Annotated in this window: 25 protein-coding genes; 11 read left to right on the forward strand and 14 right to left on the reverse strand. The window is 69.1% G+C overall.

The annotated features are described in order from the left end of the window. Positions 1–19 precede the first annotated feature (19 nt). Complete coding sequence (locus AB4Y74_RS11630; RefSeq protein ID WP_441799238.1) at positions 20–658, reverse strand: class I SAM-dependent methyltransferase; 639 nt, start codon at positions 656–658, stop codon at positions 20–22. 120 nt (positions 659–778) lie between these two features. On the opposite strand from AB4Y74_RS11630, the gene AB4Y74_RS11635 reads away from it, so the two are divergent. Together AB4Y74_RS11635 and AB4Y74_RS11640 are read left to right on the forward strand one after the other, a co-directional pair. Next, the gene (locus AB4Y74_RS11635; RefSeq protein ID WP_441799239.1) at positions 779–1684 is read left to right on the forward strand and encodes a DsbA family protein; all 906 of its coding nucleotides are present in this window, start codon (positions 779–781) and stop codon (positions 1682–1684) included. Between the two features lie 153 nt (positions 1685–1837). Beyond that, complete coding sequence (locus AB4Y74_RS11640; RefSeq protein ID WP_441799240.1) at positions 1838–2161, forward strand: hypothetical protein; 324 nt, start codon at positions 1838–1840, stop codon at positions 2159–2161. Here AB4Y74_RS11640 and AB4Y74_RS11645 read toward each other — a convergent pair. After that, positions 2158–2775: a TetR/AcrR family transcriptional regulator gene (locus AB4Y74_RS11645; protein ID WP_441799241.1), complete on the reverse strand. Its 618-nt coding sequence runs from the start codon at positions 2773–2775 to the stop codon at positions 2158–2160. The two genes, AB4Y74_RS11640 and AB4Y74_RS11645, sit on opposite strands and share 4 nt — an antisense overlap. A 131-nt stretch (positions 2776–2906) precedes the next feature. Here AB4Y74_RS11645 and AB4Y74_RS11650 point away from each other — a divergent pair, with 131 nt between their 5' ends. The 3 genes from AB4Y74_RS11650 to AB4Y74_RS11660 are packed head-to-tail and all read left to right on the forward strand — an operon-like array spanning position 2907 to position 4647. Then, positions 2907–3503, forward strand: a complete 597-nt coding sequence (locus AB4Y74_RS11650; RefSeq protein WP_441799242.1) for a DUF6230 family protein — start codon at positions 2907–2909, stop codon at positions 3501–3503. Then, entirely contained in the window at positions 3494–3946 is a 453-nt protein-coding gene (locus AB4Y74_RS11655) for a DUF6114 domain-containing protein (RefSeq protein WP_441799243.1), read from the forward strand. Before AB4Y74_RS11650 ends, AB4Y74_RS11655 begins: the two co-directional genes overlap by 10 nt. Next, on the forward strand, positions 3943–4647 hold the full coding sequence (locus tag AB4Y74_RS11660; protein WP_441799244.1) for a hypothetical protein: 705 nt from the start codon (positions 3943–3945) through the stop codon (positions 4645–4647). The genes AB4Y74_RS11655 and AB4Y74_RS11660 overlap by 4 nt, the downstream gene beginning before the upstream one ends. Before the next feature lie 110 nt (positions 4648–4757). Here AB4Y74_RS11660 and AB4Y74_RS11665 read toward each other — a convergent pair whose 3' ends face one another. After that, positions 4758–5378: a J-domain-containing protein gene (locus AB4Y74_RS11665; protein ID WP_441799245.1), complete on the reverse strand. Its 621-nt coding sequence runs from the start codon at positions 5376–5378 to the stop codon at positions 4758–4760. A gap of 410 nt (positions 5379–5788) precedes the next feature. Here AB4Y74_RS11665 and AB4Y74_RS11670 point away from each other — a divergent pair, with 410 nt between their 5' ends. Further along, positions 5789–6433: a class I SAM-dependent methyltransferase gene (locus AB4Y74_RS11670; RefSeq protein WP_441799246.1), complete on the forward strand. Its 645-nt coding sequence runs from the start codon at positions 5789–5791 to the stop codon at positions 6431–6433. On the opposite strand, the gene AB4Y74_RS11675 is transcribed toward AB4Y74_RS11670, so the two are convergent. Beyond that, positions 6430–6774 carry a YciI family protein gene (locus tag AB4Y74_RS11675; protein ID WP_441799247.1) on the reverse strand — a complete coding sequence of 115 codons (345 nt, stop codon included), beginning with the start codon at positions 6772–6774 and terminating at the stop codon, positions 6430–6432. The genes AB4Y74_RS11670 and AB4Y74_RS11675 overlap by 4 nt on opposite strands. Before the next feature lie 181 nt (positions 6775–6955). Between AB4Y74_RS11675 and AB4Y74_RS11680 the strand changes: the two genes are divergently transcribed. Beyond that, positions 6956–7153: a hypothetical protein gene (locus AB4Y74_RS11680; RefSeq protein WP_441800445.1), complete on the forward strand. Its 198-nt coding sequence runs from the start codon at positions 6956–6958 to the stop codon at positions 7151–7153. A 20-nt stretch (positions 7154–7173) separates the two neighbouring features. Beyond that, positions 7174–7563: a DUF6855 family protein gene (locus AB4Y74_RS11685; RefSeq protein ID WP_441799248.1), complete on the forward strand. Its 390-nt coding sequence runs from the start codon at positions 7174–7176 to the stop codon at positions 7561–7563. Between the two features lie 11 nt (positions 7564–7574). Here the strand turns inward: AB4Y74_RS11685 and AB4Y74_RS11690 are convergent, their stop codons facing one another. The 5 genes from AB4Y74_RS11690 to AB4Y74_RS11710 are packed head-to-tail and all read right to left on the reverse strand — an operon-like array spanning position 7575 to position 14195. Continuing rightward, entirely contained in the window at positions 7575–8564 is a 990-nt protein-coding gene (locus AB4Y74_RS11690; protein WP_441799249.1) for a C-terminal binding protein, read from the reverse strand. Beyond that, positions 8557–9543, reverse strand: a complete 987-nt coding sequence (gene speB / locus AB4Y74_RS11695) for an agmatinase (protein WP_441799250.1) — start codon at positions 9541–9543, stop codon at positions 8557–8559. The genes AB4Y74_RS11690 and speB overlap by 8 nt, the downstream gene beginning before the upstream one ends. 15 nt (positions 9544–9558) lie before the next feature. Continuing rightward, on the reverse strand, positions 9559–11157 hold the full coding sequence (locus AB4Y74_RS11700; protein ID WP_441799251.1) for a thiamine pyrophosphate-binding protein: 1599 nt from the start codon (positions 11155–11157) through the stop codon (positions 9559–9561). Then, positions 11154–12845, reverse strand: a complete 1692-nt coding sequence (locus AB4Y74_RS11705; protein WP_441799252.1) for an amidohydrolase — start codon at positions 12843–12845, stop codon at positions 11154–11156. The genes AB4Y74_RS11700 and AB4Y74_RS11705 overlap by 4 nt, the downstream gene beginning before the upstream one ends. A 3-nt stretch (positions 12846–12848) precedes the next feature. Further along, the gene (locus tag AB4Y74_RS11710; protein ID WP_441799253.1) at positions 12849–14195 is read right to left on the reverse strand and encodes an MFS transporter; all 1347 of its coding nucleotides are present in this window, start codon (positions 14193–14195) and stop codon (positions 12849–12851) included. A gap of 198 nt (positions 14196–14393) precedes the next feature. Here AB4Y74_RS11710 and AB4Y74_RS11715 point away from each other — a divergent pair, with 198 nt between their 5' ends. From AB4Y74_RS11715 to AB4Y74_RS11725, 3 genes are all read left to right on the forward strand, one after another. Then, positions 14394–15332 (forward strand): Lrp/AsnC family transcriptional regulator, encoded by a 939-nt coding sequence (locus tag AB4Y74_RS11715; protein WP_441799254.1) that lies wholly within the window; start codon positions 14394–14396, stop codon positions 15330–15332. 64 nt (positions 15333–15396) lie between these two features. Continuing rightward, positions 15397–16593, forward strand: coding sequence for a DNA polymerase IV (dinB, locus tag AB4Y74_RS11720; protein ID WP_441799255.1), 1197 nt, complete (start codon positions 15397–15399; stop codon positions 16591–16593). Positions 16594–16656: 63 nt separating this feature from the next. Then, positions 16657–17730 carry a DNA glycosylase AlkZ-like family protein gene (locus AB4Y74_RS11725; RefSeq protein ID WP_441799256.1) on the forward strand — a complete coding sequence of 358 codons (1074 nt, stop codon included), beginning with the start codon at positions 16657–16659 and terminating at the stop codon, positions 17728–17730. A 65-nt stretch (positions 17731–17795) separates the two neighbouring features. Here the strand turns inward: AB4Y74_RS11725 and AB4Y74_RS11730 are convergent, their stop codons facing one another. From AB4Y74_RS11730 to AB4Y74_RS11750, 5 genes are all read right to left on the reverse strand, one after another. Next, positions 17796–18143, reverse strand: coding sequence for a LysR family transcriptional regulator (locus AB4Y74_RS11730; RefSeq protein ID WP_441799257.1), 348 nt, complete (start codon positions 18141–18143; stop codon positions 17796–17798). Then, entirely contained in the window at positions 18140–18475 is a 336-nt protein-coding gene (locus AB4Y74_RS11735) for a hypothetical protein (protein ID WP_441799258.1), read from the reverse strand. The genes AB4Y74_RS11730 and AB4Y74_RS11735 overlap by 4 nt, the downstream gene beginning before the upstream one ends. Before the next feature lie 82 nt (positions 18476–18557). Further along, the gene (locus AB4Y74_RS11740; RefSeq protein ID WP_441799259.1) at positions 18558–19493 is read right to left on the reverse strand and encodes an ABC transporter substrate-binding protein; all 936 of its coding nucleotides are present in this window, start codon (positions 19491–19493) and stop codon (positions 18558–18560) included. Continuing rightward, positions 19493–20269, reverse strand: coding sequence for an ABC transporter permease (locus AB4Y74_RS11745; protein WP_441799260.1), 777 nt, complete (start codon positions 20267–20269; stop codon positions 19493–19495). The genes AB4Y74_RS11740 and AB4Y74_RS11745 overlap by 1 nt, the downstream gene beginning before the upstream one ends. Positions 20270–20271: 2 nt before the next feature. Next, the gene (locus tag AB4Y74_RS11750) at positions 20272–20955 is read right to left on the reverse strand and encodes an ABC transporter permease (RefSeq protein ID WP_441799261.1); all 684 of its coding nucleotides are present in this window, start codon (positions 20953–20955) and stop codon (positions 20272–20274) included. Positions 20956–21309 lie beyond the last annotated feature (354 nt).

Genomic DNA, 21309 nt, shown 5'->3' on the forward strand with positions numbered 1-21309 from the left:
AGACGGCCCGCCGGGCCGGTCAGCCGGGGATGCGCGCCAGCACCACGAACTCGTTGTACGTGAACGCCTTGCCCGCGAACCGCGGCAACGGGAACGAGTAGTGCCGCTCGACGGTCAGCCCCAGCCGGTCGGCCAGCCGGTGCAGGCCGTCGAAGTCGGTGAACGCGACGTGGGTCGAGTCGCTCGCGTAGCCGCGCTCCTGCGGCGTGATGAAGAGGACCTGGCCCCCCGGCTTCACATACGGCAGGTACATCCGCACCAGCTCCACCGCGAAGTCCGGGTCGACGTGCTCGACGACGTGCGCCAGCAGCATGGAGTCGAAGGCTCCCGGCTTGGCGTACTCCGTGGTCGGGAACTCGTCGCTCGTGAACGCGTTCAGCCCCCGGGCGCGGGCGATCGCCACCGACTCCGGGTTGTGATCGACCCCGACCCCGTTGTTCCCGAGATGCGCCAGATTGCGGCCGAGGCCGCTCCCGACATCCAGTACCCGGCCGAGGTGCAGGTGCCGGATGTTCCAGCGGTACGGCGCCTGCACGTTGAGGGTGCGCCGCCACCACGAGGTGTCGAGGCGGTGCAACCGCTCGGCGTACTCCGCGCCAGCAGTGTCGCGGCCCTCGTTCGGTTCGCCTGCGCCTGTGCCGGCGGACATGTCGGACATCAGCTGACTCGATCCGTGAACTCCATGCCCCCACGGTAGGCCACACGGTACAGCGCCTTCAAAGCAAAAGCCCCCTACGATTCATGAGAGAACTGTCCACTCTTCGATGGGATGAGCTGAATGTCAACTGGCCGGGGAACCACTGGTCCCACCAAACGCGACCGCCGCGAGGAGGCGCGCGAGACCGCCAGGAAGATGCGCGAGGAGGCGGCCAAGAAGGCGAAACGCCGCAAGGTCGTCGTCCAGAGCTCGGTCATCGTCGGAATCCTCGCCGTTCTCGCGATCATCGCTGTCGTCGTCTTCACCAGCGTCGGCGGTGCCACCAGCGCCACGAACCCGAAGAACATGGCGAGCGGTGGAGTGCTCCTCACCTCGCCGACGAAGGCGACCACCACCCCCGCGATCAAGAGCGGCGCGCAGCCCACGCCGACCAAGATGGAACTCAACGGCAAGACGGCGCACATTCAGATCTGGCTCGACTACCAGTGCCCGTTCTGCGACCAGTTCGAGACGACGAACAACAGCCAGATCAAGCAGTGGCTGGATGAGGGATCCGCGACGCTCGAGGTCCACCCGGTCGCCATCCTCGACAGCACCCAGAACAAGCAGTATTCGACCCGGGCCGCGGCCGCCGCATCCTGTGTCGCCAACTCGCAGCCCGACAAGTTCTTCGACGTCAACGCCGCCCTGTTCGCCAATCAGCCGGACGAACAGACCGGCACGGGGCTCACGAATTCGGAGATCGTCAAGATCTTGAAGGATGCGGGCGTCGATTCGCAGTCGGTCACCGACTGCGTGAACAAGCAGACGTTCGCCTCGTTCGTCACCGCGATGACGCAGGGTGCGACCAGCAACTCTCAGCTGAAGAACCCGACCTCGGGCGGCTTCGGCACCCCGACCGTGTTCGTCAACGGCGAGCGCTACCAGGGCGGCTTCACCGATGCCGCCCAGTTCGCGGCGTTCAAGGACGCAGCCGTGAAGGATGCCGGCTCCGGCAAGACCATCACCTTCCCGACCGCCAGCTGACGCACCCGCTCCCACGCCCCACCATCGAGTCCGCGAAGACTGCACGCCGCCCCGGCGTGTCATGTGCAATCTTTGCGGACTCGGCGGTGGGGCTGTTGCGTTGGGGTGGTAGCGTCCGGGGAAAGGGCAGGGCGAACGAGAGGGGCGGACGGCATGGAGCGCATCCCGGAAGACGGCGTCGACGACGTCGAGATCGGCGAGACGGACGCCGGCGAGACGCCCGGCTGGGCAGACCCGGCCGACGGCGACGTCGACTACGCCCTGAACGACCCGGAGGCCGAAGCGGACTTCGCCGACGAACTCGTCACCAATGACGCCGTCGCAGGCGAGACGATCTGGCCCGGCCCGGGTGACGGCAACGACGGCCCGACCGGCGGTCAGTCCCGTGAGGCCGAGCCCGAGTACGACGAGCACAGCGACGACGACCCGGACGCGGGCGTGCTCACCGAGGACGACGTCGAGGAGGAGGGCATCTAGCCCTCACCACCCGGCTTCTCCTCGGGTGCGCCCAGCGCATCCACCACCCCGCGCGCGCTGCGCTCGAGGAAGCCGACGATCTCCGCCGACGGCAGCACGGTGCCGATCGCGCTCTCGACCAGCGCCTCCTCGGCGAACGCGACCCACGACCGCAGGGCGATGCGCAGCATCGGCGTGTCCCCCACGCCCAGCTCGAGGAACACCGCGATGACCCGCTCCGCCTGCTCGCCGCGCGCCTCCTCCACGACGGCCCGCACCTCCGTGTCGCCGGATGCGACGCCACGCACCAGCGAGTAGAACGTGCCGCTGTGCTCCCGGACGAACGCGACGATCCGCACCAGGGTGTCGTGGAGGCGGTCGAGCGGCGCCAACCCGGAGACCGGCTCGGTGGCGTGCAGCATGCTGTCGCGCGCGGTGCGCACCACCTCCCGGTGGAGCCCCTGCTTCGACCCGAAGTAGTGGAACAGGAGCCCGCGCGACACGCTCGCGCGCGCCGACAGCTCTTCGATGGTCAGCTGGTCCAGCGGGTTGTCGGCGAGGAACGCCACCCCGAGCGCGACAAGCTGCGCCCGCCGCTCTTCCGGCGTCAGCCGCGTGCGCCGGTCCGACTCCATGCGGCGAGCCTATCCGTCGCGCTCGCGAACATGAGGAATCGCTCGACTATTGACAGCCGGTCAATAACGTCTATGCTCGCTCCTGGACCTGACTGCGCCGACGCTGTCAAGTCCCCCGAACAGGAGGATCGATGAAGTTCCGAAAGCTCGCCGGGTCTCACGCCGGACGGATCGTTCTCGCAGCGGTCCCGGTTGCCGTCGTCTCCACGCTGCTCATGACCGGCGTGGCGCAGGGCGCCGTGCCCGTGTCGTTCGCCGTCTCCGGCAGCCAGTTCCAGATCAGCGCGTCGAAGCTCGACGGCACCGGCTTCTCGCAGTACGCGGGCGTCGCCCCCGACACCGCCGGCAAGAACCACCAGGTGGCGATCGCCAACATCAAGTCGGCCACGCTCGCCGACCTCTGCCAGGCGGTCGTCACGGACACCCCGCTCGGCAAAGTGGGGATGCTGATCACCGCAGGCGGCGGCGGCGCACCGGCGAGCGCATCCGACCTCCAGATCGGAATGACCGACTTGAAGGGCGACTCCGAGTTCCACAACATCCGCATCGGCGTCGACGCCTCCACTGTGAACACGACCGCGAAGGGCGGCGCCGGCGACTTCGCTCAGGATGCGGACGCCGTCACCATCACGAACCTCCAGCAGACCGCGTGGAGCACGCAGGCCTCCGTCTTCACCCTCACCGGGATGCACGTGCAGCTGACCGACGGCTCGAAGGGATGCTTCTGATCGTGGGAGCCCACGCGACCGGCGGCTTCCGCACCTGGCGGCGGCAGCGTCCCTTCGTCGGGGGCGTCCTGACCGCCCTCGGCGGCGTCGAGCTGTTCTTCTCCGGCCAGCTCGACATCGGGAAGATCCACGTCCAGCTCGGCATCGAGGGGCTGCAGGCGACGATCATCCCGATCCTGCTGGTACTGCTCGGCGTGCTCGTGATCGCGATGCCCGCGCACCGCATCTTCTACGGCGTCATCGCGCTCGCCGTCGCGGTGTACTCGCTCGTCGGCGTGAACTTGGGCGGCTTCTTCATCGGGATGCTGCTGAGCACGGTGGGCGGCATCCTCACGGTGGCGTGGATGCCGAAGGGGGATGCGGTGGGTGAGGGCGCCGCGGATGACGCCGGCGTCGCGGACGACGCCGACGCCTCGGTCCCGCGGGAAGGCACCATCGCATGAGGCGCGCGGGCTCCGGCGTCGTCGCCGGCGCGCTGATCGCGTGCGTCGCGGCAGCCCTGGCGGGCCTCGGCGCCGCCCGCGTTCCGTCCGCTGCGCCGGCCGCGCTGTGCATCCCGATCATCATGCCGTGCAGTTCCCCGAGCTCGACGCCGACGCCCGGCTCGACCGATCCCGGCATCCCGGGCATCCCGTCACTTCCGCTGCCCGGTTCGTCGAGCGCGCCGATCGTTCCCGGTCCCACCCCGACGCCGACCGCTCCCCCGACTCCCGCCGGCCCGGACGCCGGCGCGCCGGTCTTCACCCAGCCGCCCGCCCAACTCGGCAGCCAGTCGCTGTCCTTCTCCGGGCTCAGGGGCGTGACCGTGGTGACCGTCCCGCTCGCGGACGGCAGCCGCATCCCGGTGCTGAAGATCTCCGCCGACAGCATCACCATCGACGGTTTCAGCCTGACCGTCCGCAAGGCCACCGGCCCGAAGCTCTCCACCACCGCCGACCAGATGGCGCTGCGCGGCAATGTGCAGGTCTACGTGGACTCGGTGACCGCGACAGGACCGGACGGCACGCCGCTGACCCTGGGCGCCGCGACCCCGCCGCCGGCCGACGGCGTGCCGCCGCAGCTGCTGCGCGTCACGCTGGGGCTGGTCGGGGTGACCGCGGACAGCATCCACTTCACCAACCCGCACCAGCACCTGACGGAGTAGCCGCCCGGCGCGGCCATCGAGTGGGCGCAACACGCCGTTACGCGGGCAGGGTTACGGCGTGTTGGGACCAGTGGATGCGTACCGCGGCGGGATGCGGACCCCTGCGGGGGTCAGCGGCCGGGATCGCGCCTCAGCCGTCGCCGCTCTCGTCGCGACAGCGCCGCCCATGCCTCCCGCTCGGCGCGCCGATTCGCATCGGCCTCGCGGAGGCGCTCCTCACGTCGCTGCCGCCACCGGTCGACCTCCGCATCCACGTCGCGCGTCGGCGTGACCACCGGCGGCCCGCCCTGCAGCTGCCGCCGCGCCTCCACGATGCGGCGGTTGAACGTCTCGAGGTGCTCCCGCACCGCGCCTTCCGATCCGAGCCGGTCGAGCCGCGCCTCGAGCTCCTTGTCCTCGGTCCGGAGCAGGAGCGCCGGCGGCCCGAGCCCGGTCAGCTGCTCGCGCTCGATCTTGCGGCGGATCCACCAGTCCGGGTCGTGCGTGTCGCTCAGCCCCGGCAGCGGCTTTCCCGCGCCGGGCAGGTTGTCGAAGTCGCCGCGGCGGATCGCCTGCTGGATGGACGTCTCGACGATCTGCGCCCGCTGGTCCATCGAGGGTTGGCCGGCGTTCGCCTCTTCGACCTGTTCGCCGCGTGCCTCGGCGTCGCGCCGCAGCCGGTACCGCGCGGCGTCCACGAGCGGGTCGGACTCGCGTGCCGCGCGACGATTCTCGTCACGGTTGCGGGCCATGTCATCAACCCTACGCCGGTCGCGGGGGCGCTTTTGGGCCGGTCCGCCCGGACGGATGGGGCCAGTCGCGAACGCAGTCGACCAGGCGGACGCCGAGCGAGTGCGGCCCTTCGGAACGTATGCGGTTGCGCGAGCAGCAGCAGACGTTCCGAACAGCAGCAGACAGGGGCCCGCCGCGTGCTGCCCCCGTTGGTGAACGCCCGGTGAATTCCGAACATCTGCCCTCCCGGGCGATTGACTTTGACCGGGCACCTATTACTGTGTGCACTAAGCAACCGGATGGCAGGCTGAACCGCAGGGGGCGGGCAGCTGTACTGCATTCCCGGGTGCGCGGCGGTCGGCTTTCGGGTGAGCCGACCGCCTCAGCTTTTAACGGGTGGTTCGTTTCGCGCTCCCGCTACGCTGACCTCGTGACCGACGACGAGCACCTGCGGGCGGTGCGCGACCGTTTCGACGACCGCGCCCCCACCTACGACGACAGCGCGATGCACCGCGGTCTGGCCGCCGCCGTCGCGGCCTTCGCCTTCGCTTCCGCCGAGTTGGATGGGGTGGATGCGGTCCTCGACGTCGCGACCGGCACCGGCCTGGTGCTGCGGGCATTCCGCGACCACGGCTTCGCGGGTGCCCTCACCGGCGTGGACCTGTCCCCGCGCATGATCGACGAGGCACGCCGCCACCTCCCCGGCGCCGAACTCATCGTTGCCGACGCGACCCGGCTCGCCTTTGCGGACGCATCCTTCGACCTCGTGACGTGCGTGACGGGACTGCAGCTGTTCCCGCATCCCGACGCCGCAATCGCCGAGTGGGCCCGCGTGCTGCGCCCGCGCGGACGGGCTGTGACGGCGACGTTTCTCAGCTTCGACCCGTCCCGCCACCGCGCCGCGCCGCCGCCCGGCTTCCTCGACCACAGCCCCTTCGACTCCGTCGAGCACCTGGCCGACACGGTCGCGCCCGCCGGCTTCCGCGTGGCCCGCACGGAGACGTGGACGGACGGGGCCGACGAGCTGCTGATTGCGGAGCTGGCGCTATCCTCCGCGGGCGCGCCCCGTTCCTAACTGGCCGGGTCGTACCCGAAGGCGCGAAGCTGCTGCGGGCACCGGCACGCGGCGGCCGTCTTCGCCGCCCACCGCACCGCCTCCTCGCGCGTCTCGACTTTGATGACCGTGAACCCACCGTCGAGCTCCTGCTCACGCCCGGGATACCCGCCGGCCGCCACCGAACCGTCCCGGCCGACCACCACGGGCTCGACTGCTTCGTCGATCCCTCCGCCGAAGACGTAGACGCCCGCATCCTTCATCTCCTGGATGACCGCGTGGCTGTCGGCGACCACCTCCGGGAACTCGTCCTCGGTGAGAACCATAGCCGCGCTCGGAAACCAGATCAGGTAGTGCGTCATCGGAACCCCTTCGTCCGGCGGCCCCCCGGCCGCACTTCGTCGCTCTGCACCCCCCGCACCCTAGCCACCGCGCGCCCCGATGTCACCCGTTGCGGCCGGTCGTCACCGTCGCCGCCGTCGCCGCCGCAGAGTGAGCGTCCACCGATCGGGTGCGGGGATCTAAAGTCGGACCGTGAAGCGAATGTGGCTGTTCCTCGTCCTCGGCATCGTCCTGGTACTCCTCGGGCTGGTGTGGACGCTGCAAGGGTTCAACGTGATCGGCGGGTCCGCCATGAGCGGTTCGTCGCTCTGGGCGACGGTCGGACCGATCGTGCTGGTGGTCGGGGTGGTGCTCATCGTGGTCGGGGTCGTGCGGGGGCGGCGGCGCGGGGCGCGTTGAGCGGGTGAAAGGAACTTCGAATGACCGAAGGAACGAAAGAGGATCCGTGGACGCTGACCACCGCCCCGGGCACATCCGAATATCTGATGTACATCGACGGTGACGAGCTGGTCTGCCAGGTCGGATCGACGCAGCTCAAATACCAGGCGCGGGCGATCGACGACCTGCACGCGTGGCTGGTCGAGCAGGCGGATTGGGTTCCGCTCGGCGCCGCAGACGAACAAAAGCCGGCCGCCGAAGGCACGGTCGAGGCGTGGGGTCGGTCGGAGACGAATCCGGTCGGCGGGTGGTACGGGTTGCGCAAGGGATACCGCGGGCGCTTCGGGATGTATCTGCCGCCGTTGCTCGAGAAGCTGGGGCGCGCGGAGCTGACCCACACTCCCCGGAACAACAGCGTGCGGGCTATCTGATCCCTCGCGTCTCAGAGCCGGTTGACCGCCGCCTCCGGCACTCCCGCCGTCGCCGCGGCCACCGCGTTCTGCGCCTGCACGCGTACGTACTCCACCTCGGTGAAGCGCGAGAAGTAGGCGATGTGCGGGGTCAGCACCACGTCGTCCCGCCCGATGAGGGGATGGCCGGGCTCGGGCGGCTCCTGGTCGAGCACGTCCAGCGCCGCACCCGACAGGTGGCCGGCATCTAGTGCCGCGACGAGCGCCGCATTGTCGATGAGACCGCCGCGCGAGACGTTGACCAGAATGGAGCCGGCGGGCATCTGCGCGAGAAAGGCGGCGTCCACCATCCCTGCTGTCGTGGCGGTCAGCGGCATGTGCAGCGAGAGCACGTCCGATGCGGCCCGGACGTCCTCCAGGCTCGCGCGCGTGATGCCGAGGCGGTCGAGGTCGGCCGCGATCTCCGGGGTGTCCGGCAGCATCGGGTCGTAGCCGAGCACGCGGCCGAACAGGGGTCCGGCGAGGCGGGCGAACTCGCGGCCGATCTTGCCGAGGCCGAGGATTCCGAGGGTCAGCTCGCTCAGCCGCGGCGGCGGCACCGCAGCGCGCTCGTTCCAGCGCCCCGGGGTGGCCGACGCCGTATAGAACGGGAGCTGTCGCGCGCTCGCCAGCAGCAGGGCGAGCGCGTGCGTCGCCACCTCCTCCGTCGCAGCTCCCGGCACATTCGTCACCCAGACGCCGTGCTCGGTGGCGGCCTCCACATCCACGTAGTCGAAGCCCATCGACATGAGCGCGATGACCTTCAGCCGCGGGAGGGATGCGATCATCTCACGGGTGATGGCGGCGTAGCCGGGGAGGATCGCGTCGGCGTCCTGCGCGCCCGCGACGATCGCCGCCGGATCGCGCGTGCCCAGCACGCGGACGTCGAAGCCGTGCGACTCGAGCAGGGCGATCCCCACCGAGGGGTCGGTGTCGTCGACGTCGGTGTAGACCGCGACCGGCCTGCGGCCGGCTTCACTCATCGTCGCTCCCGCGCGGGTGGGCGCTGCCCTCGCGCACGATCACCTGTGCCATCGCCGTCATCAGCTCGTACGCGACGTTGGCCGCGGCGATCCCGGTGACCTGGGCATGGTCGTAGGCGGGCGCGACCTCGACCACGTCAGCGCCGACGATGTTGAGGTCGGTCAGTCCGCGCAGCAACCGCAGCAGCTCACGACTGGTGAGTCCGCCCGCCTCCGGAGTGCCGGTGCCGGGCGCGTGCGCCGGGTCGAGCACGTCGATGTCGATCGAGATGTAGAGCGGCTTGTCGCCGATGCGGGTGCGGATGCGCTCGAGGGCAGCAGGGATGCCGTGCTCCTCGATGTACTCGCTCGACACGATCGAGAACCCCAGGCGCTCGTCGTCCTCCAGATCCTGCTTGGAGTAGAGCGGCCCGCGCGTCCCGACGTGCACCGACGCGGTCCGGTCGAGGTACCCCTCCTCCGACGCGCGGCGAAAGGGCGTGCCGTGGGTGATCGGCTCGTCGAAGTAGGTGTCCCAGGTGTCGAGGTGCGCGTCGAAGTGCAGGACCGCGACCGGGCCGTGCTTCTCGCTGATGGCCTTGAGCAGCGGATACGCGATGGTGTGGTCGCCGCCGATCGTGAGGATGCGCTGCACCCGGCCGCCCAGGTCGCTTGCGGCCTCGGCGATCTGCCGAACGGCTTCGTCGATGTGGAACGGGTTCACGGCGATGTCGCCGGCGTCGGCGACCTGCACAGCCTCCCAGCCCGAGAAGTCCTGCGCCGGGTTGTACGGACGAAGCAGCCGGCTGGAGGCGCGCACGTGCTCCGGGCCGAAGCGCGCACCCGGCCGGTAGCTGACCCCGGTATCGAAGGGGATGCCGACGACAGCCAGGTCGACGGCCGGAACGTCCTCGAGACGCGGCAGCCGGGCGAAGGTGGAGAGTCCCGCGTAGCGCGGAGTCTTCGAAGCGTCGGCGGGGCCGATGGGTGGCGTGGTCATGTCGTGGTCCTCGTATTACTTCGTGAAGGTGGACTGCGGCAGGTGGATGAGGTGCAATCCGCCTGCATCCCCCGCGGCCGCGACGGCCCGGGAAAGCTCGCCGGCGGAGCCGACGCGGTGCCCGGTGCCGCCGAACGCGTCGGCGACGGCGGCCCAGTCGGGCTGGGCGAGATCGACCGCGATCGGGGCGATGCCCGCATCCACCTCGTTCTGCTTGATCTCGGCGTACCCGCCGTTGTCGACGACGATCACCGTGACATCGAGGCGCTGTTCGACCACCGTGATCAGCTCCTGCACCGAGAACATCAGCGCGCCGTCACCGACCACCGCGAACACCGGTCGATCCGAACGCGCGACCCGCGAACCGATCGCGGCGGGCAGGCCGTAGCCGAGCGTGGCGTAGGTGGCCATGTACGGGGTGGAGTTCGGGGTGGCGACCTTCAGCCGGTTCAGCAGACCCCAGTAGGCGATCTGCGAGGAGTCCGTGGTCACGATCGCGTCGGCCGGCAGGGTCGCGGCGATGGCGTCGGCAAGGTCGGTGTTGATGGCGGAGAGCTCGGCGCACTCGGCACCGACCGCTTCCAGCGTCTCGGCCACCCGGGCGTCAGCGTTGGGCGTTCCCGTTCCGAGTGCATCCACCAGGGCGGCGAGCGCGACCGCCGCGTCGGCGACGATCCCCACCTCCACCGGCTGGTTCTTCGCGAGCTGCGAGGCGACCACGTCGATGCGGATGACATGCCCGCTGGCCTCCAGCGCATCCACCCACAGCTCGGCCTCGCCCAGCTTCGAGCCGACCACGAGCAGCACGTCGGCGACGCGGGCGCGGTTGCGCGCGGCGGCCAGCCGCAGGTTGGAACCGAGGGAGAGCGGGTGCCGCTCGTCGAGCACGCCCTTGGCGTTCAGCGTGGTGACCACGGGTGCGCCGAGGCGCTCCGCCAGCGCGCGCAACTCGTCCGTTGCGCCACGCGACCCGCCCCCGGCGAGGATCACCGGATCCGTCGCGCCGGCCAGCAGCCGAGCGGCCTCGGCGATCGCCGCAGCGTCCGGGGCCGCCGGTGCTGCAGGGATGCGCGCCGCGAGCGCATCCGCCGCCGGCTCCGTCTCCTCCTCCAGCAGGTCGAGCGGAACCTCGATGTAGACGGGGCGCGGACGCCCGGTCGCGAACAGCGCGAACGCGTCGTGGACGGCCTCCACGGCCTCCTGCACCGACTGCACCCGGCGCCCCCACTCGACGATCGCGGAGGCGGCGCCCAGCTGGTCCTTCGTCTCGTGCAGCGTGCCCACGTCGGCGAACTCGCGCCCGCGTGCGGGGCCCGGCGAGAGGATGATCATCGGCCGCGACTCGCAGTACGCGGTGCCCGCCGCCGAGAGAGCGTTCAGCAGGCCAGGCCCGCTCGTCGTGATCACCACGCCCGGCTTCCCGGTCTGCAGGGACCAGCCGTCGGCCGCGTATCCCGCACCCTGCTCGTGACGGGTGGTCACGGGATGCACGCCGAGCGCCGTCAGTGGCCGGTAGAACTCGAGGTTGTGGGTGCCCGGGATGCCGAACACCGTGTCGATGCCGTAGTTGCGGAGGGTCTCGATGAGCACCCAGCCGGTCGTGCGTGCCGTCATGCCGCAGCGCCCTCCAGAACCCGCGCGCTTTCGAACCGGATGATGCCATCGACCCAGGTCTCGCGCACCGGGATGGCCGCGATCGCCTCGGCCTCGACTGTCAGCGGGTTCGCATCCAGGACCACGAAGTCGGCGCGCTTGCCCGGCGCGAGCGAGCCGAGCTCGTTCTCGCGGCCGAGAGTGATCGCACCCTCCAGGGTGTGCGCCCGCAGCGCCGCCTCCGCGCTGATGCGCAGGCTGTCCGGTCCGAGCTTGTGGCCGCGACGCGTGACGCGTGTGACCGCCGCCTGGATCGCCTCCAGCGGGCGCGGTTCGGCGACCGGCGCATCCGACGAGATGGTCACGGGCACGCCCGCCTCGATGAACTCGCCGAGCGGGTTGAACCGCTCGCCGGGGGTGCCGATGGCCTGCTCGACTCCCTCTCCCCAGTTGTAGTAGTGCTGTGTCTGGTTCACCGGGCGGATGCCGAGGCGTGCCATCCGCGTGATCTCCTCCGGAGCAGGCAGCCCGCAGTGCTCGATGCGGTGTCGCGCGTCGGAGTCGGGGTGCTCGGCGAGCACCTGCTCCAGCGCATCCACCACCATCGCGATGGCCGTCGGCGACTGCGCGTGCGTCGCGGTTTGCAGGCCGGCCTCGTGCGCCTTGGCCACCAGCCCGGCGTACTCTTCCGGCTCGTGGTAGAGCTGGCCGGTGCGGCACGGGTCGCCCACGTACCCCTCCGGGAAGTACGCGGTCCAGCCGCCGAGCGTCCCGTCGGCGTACAACTTGATGCCGGCCGCCGAGAGGAACGCATTGCCGAACGGTCCGGTGAGCCCGAGGTCGACGACCTGGTCGAGCAGGTGCGAGAGGAAGTACATCGAGACGCGCACCGAGAGCTCGCCGCGATCGGCCATCGCGAGGTAGGCCGCGAATTCGCGCTTCGACACCTGCGCGTCGCCGAGCGCCGTCACACCGGCCGAGAGGAACTCTCGCTGCGCGATGTCGAGCTGCCGCTGGTGCTCGGCCGGCTCGTCCCCGAGGTGGAAGTTCGGGCCGTGGTGGCCGATCTTCACTCCGTGCAGCCCGGTGAGCACGTTGCACGCCGCGTCGGAGAGCTCGCCCGTGAGCTCCCCGTCCGCGTCGCGGAAGAACTCGCCGCCCTCGGGGTTGGGCGAGTCGCGGGTGATGCCGTACTTCTCGAGCGTGAAGCTGTTCACGACTCCCCCGTGTCCGGAGGCGTTCATGATGTACACCTCGCGGTCGGTCGCGATCCGGTCGAGCTCCTCCTTGGTGGGGTGGCGCCGCTCGGCCAGGTTGCGCTGCTCGTAGCCGTAGCCGCGCAGGGGGACGCCGGCCGGCAGCCGGTGGGCGCCCTCCCGCATCAGCTCCACGATCTCCGGGATGGACGACGCCTTGGCCGGGCTGACATCCACCCACGTGAGCAGCTGGCCGTACATCAGCGGATGCGCGTGCGCGTCGATGAAGCCGGGAACGATCGTGGCGCCCGGGTAGTCTGCCCGGCGCGCCTCGACGCCCGCGGCCCGCGCCGCCTCCTCGACCTCGGCGACAGTGCCGATGGCGAGGATCGTGCCGCCCGCGGTGAGCATCGCTTCGGCGCGCGGGGCGTGATCGTCGATGGTCAGGATGACGTCGGCCGTCACGATCGTGGGGGCCGAGTCGCGGGCGTCGTAGGTGGCCAGGTGTCGCATGGGTCAGATCCTCGAGGTCTTGATGGCCGTGGTGTCCAGGCGCGGGTTGAAGGATGCCGTCACCGGCGCGTTGTCGGAGTGCTGCGGGGCGAACCAGGTACCGATGAAGGCGATGAGTGCGAGCGCACCGAAGAACCAGATGGCCGACCAGAAGCTCCCGGTCACTGCGATGAGCCCGGCCGCAATCGCCGGGGAGAGTCCGCCCCAGACGGCCGCGCCGATCCCGTACGACAGCGACATCGACGTGTAGCGGGCCTGCGGGCGGAACATCTGGGTCATCACGGTGGACAGCGGCGCCCACGCCCCGCTCAGGGTGATGCGGATGACGGTGACGAAGATGTAGATGAGCGTCACCTGGTGGTTCTGGATCACCAGCACCAGCGGGATCACGGCGAGGAACGACAGCACCGTGCCGAGCATGATCACGCGCTTGCCGCCCCACTTGTCACCGAGGATCGCGAGCGGCAGGGTGACCAGGGCTTCCACGAAGGACGCGATCGTCATGGCGCCGAGGATGATGCCGGCGTTCAGGCCGACCTCCGGGCTGGTGGCGAAGTTCTGCACGAAGGTGGTGGCGATCACGTAGCCGCCGGACGACATCGCGATGATGCAGAAGCCGAGCAGGATGGGCAGCCAGTTGTTCCGCAGTGCGAAGAGGAGCGGAGTCGACTGCGTGTGTCCCTCGATCTTCTCCTCGAACACCGGGGTCTCCTCCACCCGGTAGCGCACCCAGATGCCCACGCCGATCAGCACGATGCTGAACAGGAACGGGATGCGCCATCCCCAGGTCAGGAGCACTTCGTCGCCCATCCCCGCGAGAATCCAGAACGCGCCGGAGGCCAACAGGGCGCCGAGCGGGTTTCCGAGCTGTGTGAAGCCGCCGTAGAAGGTCTTGAACTTCGGCGGGGCGCTCTCGACCGACATCAGGCTCGCGCCGCCCCACTCGCCGCCGACCGCGAGGCCCTGGGCGATGCGGAGCACGATGAGCAGGATGGGCGCCAGAATTCCGATGGTGTTGTAGCCGGGCAGGCAGCCGACCAGCACGGTCGCGATGCCCATCAGGAAGAGCGTGATGGTGAGCGCGCGCTTGCGGCCGAGCTTGTCGCCGATGTGGCCGAAGATGATGCCGCCGAGCGGGCGCATGAAGTAGGCCACGGCGTAGGTGCCGAACGACGCGAGCGTGCCGAGCGCGTGGTTGATCTCGGGGAAGAAGACCTGCGGGAAGACGATGGCGGCGGCGGTCGCGTAGACGTAGAAGTCGTACCACTCGATGGTCGTGCCGACCACCGAAGCCAGACCGGCCTTCAGGGCGCGGGCGTGGCCTGTGGTTTGCGTTGCTGTGACGGACACACAAAGCTCCTTTGCTCGTAGTGAAGTGAAGTCTCACGCCGCGTGATGCGATGCGCAAGCGCACATCGGCGTCGCGCGCGGTTCGCCGCCGTCGTTCTGCGTGATCGGATGATCAAAACTATCGCGATTCGTCCGCTGGGGAATTCGTGTTCCGACGATCTGCCGCGCCGAGCGGGCGATTCCAGGTATTCTGCCGATGTGCCCACCCGACCCGACAGGACCGCCCCCGATCGCGACAGCGACTCGCTCGACAGCAGCCTCGTCCGCGCCCTGCAGGGGGACGGCCGCGCCAGCATCCACGAGCTCGCCCGGACCCTCGGCGTCTCTCGCGACCTCGTCTCGCGCCGGCTCGGGACGCTGATCGGACGGGACGGCCTGCGGGTGGTCGCCGCCCTCGACCCCGGTTTCGCCGGCCTCAACGTGCTCATCCACGGGATGGTCGGGATCGACGGCCGCGCCCGTCCCGTCGCCGAGCAGATCGCCGAGCTGCCCGACACCGTCTTCGTGTCGCTCGTGGGCGGCTCCTCCCCCGTCGTGTTCGAGTCGCGCCACGGCGACACCGACGAGCTGCACGCCACCCTCTCCGCCATCCGGCGCATCCCGGGCGTGCACGGCCTGCGCGTCAGCACATACGACGCACTGCTGAAGGAGTTCATCACCGCCGCCTCGGTCACCGAACTGCGGCTCGACCGCCTGGACCACGACCTCATCGCGGTCCTCCAGGACGACGGCCGCGCCAGCTACCGCACCCTGGCCGACACGGTACGCCTCTCCCCCTCCTCCGCCCGCGCGCGGGTGCGCCGTCTGCTCGACGCCGGCGTCATCCGCATCGCTGCCATCGACGCCGGCGGCCTCTCCCGCAACCGCGTCGCCGTCGGCGTGGGGATCTCGCTGCGCGGGGACGCAGAACCCGTGCACCGCTACCTCGTGGACACGCAGGCGGTGGACTTGGCGGCGGACGCACACGGCGCCTACGACGTGATCGCGACGATCGTGGGGACTACGCGCACGGGCGTGCTCGACGTGATCGAGGAGTTGCGCGCGCTGCCCGAGGTCGGCTCCCTCGAATCGTGGGCACACCTCGACATCATCAAGGAGGACTACACGCGCACGCTGGGACGGATCGTGCGGGGCTAGCCGGTCACAGTGTCCCCGGTCCGTGCGACCATCGCCCTGAGCGAGCGAGCGATCGGAGACAGGGATGCGGGGCGAGGCGACCGTGCTGCACGCCGATCTCGACGCGTTCTACGCCTCGGTCGAGCAGCGCGATGCGCCCGCGCTGCGCGGCCGTCCGGTCATCGTCGGTGGCGGCGTCGTGCTGGCGGCGAGCTACGAGGCGAAGGCGCGCGGAGTGCGCACCGCGATGGGAGGCCGCCAGGCGCGCGACCTCTGCCCCGAGGCCATCGTCGTCCCGCCACGGATGGATGCCTATTCCGCCGCCAGCAAGGACGTGTTCGCGATCTTCCGCGACACCACCCCGCTCGTCGAGGGTTTGTCGATCGACGAGGCGTTCCTGGAGGTCGGAGGGCTCAGACGGATCGCCGGCGCCCCCGAGCAGATCGCGACACGATTGCGGGAGCGCGTTCGAGCGGAGGTCGGTCTCGCCATCTCGGTCGGGATCGCACGCACCAAGTTCCTCGCCAAGGTCGCCAGCGCCGTCAGCAAGCCCGACGGCCTCCTCCTGGTCGAGCCCGACCGGGAGCAGGAGTTCCTGCTCCCCCTCCCCGTGGAACGCCTGTGGGGCGTCGGCGCCGTCACCGCCGAGAAGCTGCACAGGCTCGGCATCCGCACCGTCGGTCAGCTCGCCGAGCTGGAGGAGGCCACGGCCGAGAGGCTGCTCGGTACGGCGACCGGAGCGCACCTGCACGCGCTGGCCCGGCTGCGGGATCCGCGCCCGGTCAACGCCACGAAGCGGCGCGGGTCCATCGGCTCCCAGCGCGCCCTCGGTAGCCGTCCGCGCACGCCCGAAGAACTCGACCTCATCCTCACCCAGATCATCGACCGCCTCGCGCGCCGGCTCCGCGACGGCGATCGCACCTGCCGCACCGTCGTGCTGCGACTCCGCTTCGGCGACTTCACGAAAGCCACCCGCTCGCGCACGCTCGGCTTCCCCACCGACCGCACGTCCGTGCTGCTCGGCATCGCCCGCGGCCTCCTCGCCGCCGCTCAGCCGGCGATCACGGAACGCGGCATCACCCTCATCGGCATCTCGCTGTCGCAGCTGGGACGCTCGGACACCTTCCAGCCCGAACTCACGATCGACTGGGACGACGGGGCGCGCCTCGACTCCGTGCTCGACGCCGTCCGCGACCGTTTCGGCGCGACCTCAGTATCCCGTGCCGCGCACCTCGGTCGGGATCCCGGCTGGTCGACCCCACTCCTCCCGGAGCACGAATGACGCTCCCTTAGCTGGCTCGGGCTGCCTTGGCTAGTCTGGCTGCGTCGATGTGGAGGCTCCGCGATGCACCAGCTCACCCGCGACCAGGCGCGCCGCATCGCCGTGCAGGCGCAGCTCCTGGAAGCCGACCGCCCTGACGACGTCGTGGGGATCGCCGAGCAACTCGGCGCCATCAAGATCGATCCGACGGCCACCATCGCGCCCGCGGAGCACACGATTCTCTGGTCGCGGATCGGCTCGACGTACGACAGGGCCCAGCTGTCGAAGGCCGTCGAGTCGGACCGGCTGCTGTTCGAGTTCGATGGAGCCTTCCGTCCGGTGAGTCTGCTGCCGCTGATGTTGCCGGCCATGCGGCGCTGGCCGCGGCGGGAGAGCAGCCGGCAGTGGTTGGAGGCGAACGACCGTTTCCGCAGGGAGGTCCTCGCGCGGCTTCGAGCGGAGGGCCCACTCCTGGCGAGCCAGATTCCGGATACCGCCGACCTCGTCCGGCCGCCGGATGGCTGGTACGGGCCCAACCAGGTCGTGCACATGCTCGACTTCCTGCAACGGCAAGGCGTGGTCGCAATCGTGGGGCGTGAAGGGCGCCATCGGCGTTGGGACCTGGCCGAGCGTGTGTACCCGCACGATCTCCCCGACTACAGCTACGCCGATGCCGAACGGATGCTCGACGAGCGCAGGCTGCAGGCGGCCGGCATCGCCAAGCAGCGATCGCCCTGGACTCCAGTCGGGGAGGCAGGTGAGCCCGCGGTGGTCGAGGGCCTGCGCCAGAAGTATCGCGTCGACCCCGAGGCGCTCACCGCGCTCGAAAGCGATGAAGGCGGCCGGGCCGTGTTCCTCAGCCCGTACGACGGCCTGCTCTTCGATCGTCCCCGGCTGCACGAGCTCTTCGAGTTCGACTACGTGCTCGAGCAGTTCAAGCCGAAGCCGCAGCGCAGGTACGGATATTTCGCCCATCCGATCCTCATCGGCGATCGATTCGTGGGAACGCTCGACGCCGAAGTCGACAACGAGCGCGAAGAGCTCAGAGTCACGGCAGTCCACGAGTTCCTGCCCTTCGATGAGGACGAGCACGCCACGGTCGGCGCTGAGATCGCAGACCTCGGCAGGTGGTTGGGCGTCGACGTCCCGGAGTGGTGATCGCCCGACGGGCCATCGCGACGGGTCGCCGCTGCGGGGCTGACCTTCGTAACACGAATGACGCGCTACCGCCCCTGACGTTTCTTGTAGGGCTTCGGCTGGCCCTTCACCGCCGGGGCGCGACCTTTGCCCTTGGAGGCTTTGGCTTTTCCGCCGGGCGGAACGACAGGCTTCTCGACCGGAGCTGGGGCCGCAGCGATCTCGTCCCGCGCCGTGGCAAGGAAAAGCACGCCGGCCTTGGTCAGACGGGTTCCCGCGGCGTCGCGGACGAAGAGCGGGGATCCCACCTCGTCTTCCAGCTTCGAGATCGAGGAGTACAGGGCAGCGAGAGGGATGTTGAGCGCCTTCGCCGCGCGCGGAAAATGCAACTCTTCGGCTACTGCGACGAATCGAACGAGCAGGGTGATATTCACTCTGTGCCCTCCGGGCGCTCGAAGGTCATGGTGACCGAGGTTGCAGCGGGGTGGAAGTCGCCGGCCAAGCGGATGAGGTTGCGGCGCGAAGTCCATCCTCCGTCGCGGGATTGGGCGTGATCGGTCGTCTCCACGAACAGCTCGAACCGCCGGTCACCCTTCTCGGAGTTCAGCCAATCATGTACCTCCTCGATCGACGCGGCTCCCGTGATGCGCTGCGGGTCGTGTCGTGCCGCTTGGTCGACGTCATCCCCCGTCCAGAAGCAGACCCAATAGACGGATGCGTCCTCCTGCTGCAACTCGAAAAACGACTCATCCCACGTGGCTCGCACCGGGCCTCCTAGGTCCACTCGACTCAAGTAACTTCGCACACCATGGTGCCCCCAGAGGCGAACCTGCGACCGTTTCCCGCACCTATTTGAGTAGACCTTCTTTCGTCAGCCACTGCTGGGCCGCGGTCGACGCCTGCGTCTTTGTCGCGCCCTCGACCTGGTCGCGGAGAGCGATCAAGTCGTCGGTCGTGAGCTTTGCCGAGATCGAGTCGAGCACGGAGGCGAGCTTGGTGCTGTAGATGCTCTTGTTCAGGAACGGTACGACGTTCTGCGCCGCGATCAGATGCTTCGGGTCGTCAAGCACCTTGAGCTTCTTCGACACCAGGTCGGGCGACGTGGTGTAGATGTCCGCGACCTGCACCGCGTTGTCGACGAGGGCTTTCACGGTCGCGGGTCCCCCGTAGTCCTCGATCGACGTGAAGGTCACCTTGGTCACGCCGTAGGTCTGCTTGAGCCCCGGGATGCCATACGGGAGTTCCCCGAATTGTGGGTTGGCACCGAGAGCGAACGGCTCGATCTTGGACAGGTCCCCGATCGAGGTGAGCCCGTTCTTGGCTGCTGCGGCCTGCGTGACCACGTACGCATCCTTATCCTCGGCCTGTGACGGCTTGAGGATCTGGAAATCGCTCGGCACGGCGGTCTTGAGGGCGCCGTCCACCTCTTCCGTGGTGCGCGCTGTGGCTTTGGTGTCGTAGAAGAACAGCAGGTTGCCGTTGTATTCGGGCATCAGGTTGATCGAACCGTCTTTGAGCGCGGGGATGGTGGTCTGGCGCGGTCCGAGATTGAACTTCGTGGAGACATCGAAGCCTGCGTTCTTGAGGGCGAGAGCATACATGTTGCCCAAGATCTCGCTCTCGGGGAAGTTGAAGGATCCGACCACGATCTTCGCCCCGTCGGCGCCGCCGGTGGCGGGCGCGGCCTTCGTGGGATCCGAGGTGGCGCAGCCCGAGAGCGCGAGCAGCGCGCTGATCCCGAGGATGCCCGCGAGAACGCGGGTCTTCTTTGTGGGCGTGAACATCAGTTGTACCTTTCTTCGGCGGACGGGCCGCTGGTGCGGGCCGCAGAGGACAAAACGAGGGGCTCGGACACGGCGCGTGCTGGTCGACGATGTACGTCGCGCCGCGTGAGCCGCTGGACGAGAGCGAACAGACCGTCGACCGTGAGGGCGAGCGCCGTGACCAGCAGAGCGCCACCCAGGATCCGGTTGTTGTCATTGAGACTGATCCCCGACGCGATGATGGCGCCGAGGCCACCCAGCGAGATGTACGACGCGATCACCGCGGTTGCGATGACCTGCAGCACCGCGGCTCGGATCCCTCCGATGATCAGGGGCAGGGATAGCGGGATCTCGACCTTGGTCAGCACCTGGAACTCGGTCATCCCCACCGACCGCGCGGCATCGACGACGTCCTGGTCGACGGACTCGACGCCGGCGTACGCCCCGGCAAGGATCGAGGGGACGGCGAGCACGATGAACGCGATCATGGAGGCGATGAACGCGGTCGCGGTGAAGGGCACCGTCAGTCCGATCACGACGAACAGAGCGCCGAGCAGTCCGAGGGTGGGCAGTGCCCGCATCGCACCACTGAACCCGATGACGAACTGGCGCCCGCGCCCGGTGTGGCCGATGTAGAAGCCCAACGGCAGGGCGATCACCGCAGCGATCGCGACCGCGACGACGGTGTACAGCAGGTGTTCGATGATCCGGTCTTGGATGGGTAGCGGGCTTTGGGACCCGGGCACCCAGTTGGCCGGATCGGCGAGCCACGCGAGTGCGTTGAGGAAGAACTGCATGGTCAGGCTCCCCGCTCGAGAACGACAAGGGATGCCCGACGTTCGCGGCGCCGCAGGGGCCGGGGCCAGCGCATCAGGGAGCGTCCGATGAGAACCAGGATCGTGTCGAAGACGAGTGCGATCAGCAGGCTCGCGACGACTCCGACCATGATCTCTTCGAAGAATTGGCGTTGCATGCCGTCGGTGAACAGGTAACCCAGATTGGCGGAGCCGACGAGCGCTCCAACCGAGACCAAAGCGACCGTGCTCGCCGAAACCACTCTCATCCCTGCCAGCAGGACGGGACCGGCCAGCGGGAGTTCGACCCCCCAGAACAGCGACCAGCGGGAGTGACCGACGGCCGTCGCGGCCTCGATGGCGTCGGTCGGGACGGAGACGAACGCATCCGAGGCGGAGCGCACCATCACAGCGACCGCATAGATGGTCAGTGCGACGACGATGTTCACGGGATCGGTGATCCGCGTGCCCAGCAGATACGGGAGGATCACAAAGAGAGGGAGCGACGGAATCGTGTAGAGCAGACTCCCGCCGCCGACGATGATCGACCGCCAGGGCTTCCACCGGCTGGCGAGCCAGCCCAGAGGCACGGCTGCGATGAACCCGATCAGAATCGGGGGGATGCTCAAGAGAACATGGTTGAGCGTGAGCTCGCCGATGAGGCTGATATTCGAAATGATCCAGCCCATGCAACCGATCCGTTCGCCAAGGAAGACGCGCGCCCTGCCGAGAATCGTTCGGCACAGCCTATTTATCTATCTTAGCTAGCAATTTCGCAAGTGCGGCTGAGCCGAATGCCCCGATCGCCCACCGTGTCGTTCCCCGTGACCGAAGATCAGCTTCGACCCCTGCGCCGGTGACGGGTGAGGTGAAGCTCGCACGCAAGAACCCGTGGGTGACCTCCCAGTCGACCAGGCGTGAGTCGAACGCGGCGGAGCGCGCGAGCGTTGAGGTGTGTGCTCGAGCGAGGAGTAGAACCGGCTGCCCGCAAGCCTCCCGTCGTTGAGGGAGGTCCGCCTACGGAAAGCACACACCCACGACGC

This window comes from Leifsonia sp. RAF41 (genome assembly GCF_052114085.1).
Classification (GTDB): Bacteria; Actinomycetota; Actinomycetes; order Actinomycetales; family Microbacteriaceae; genus Leifsonia.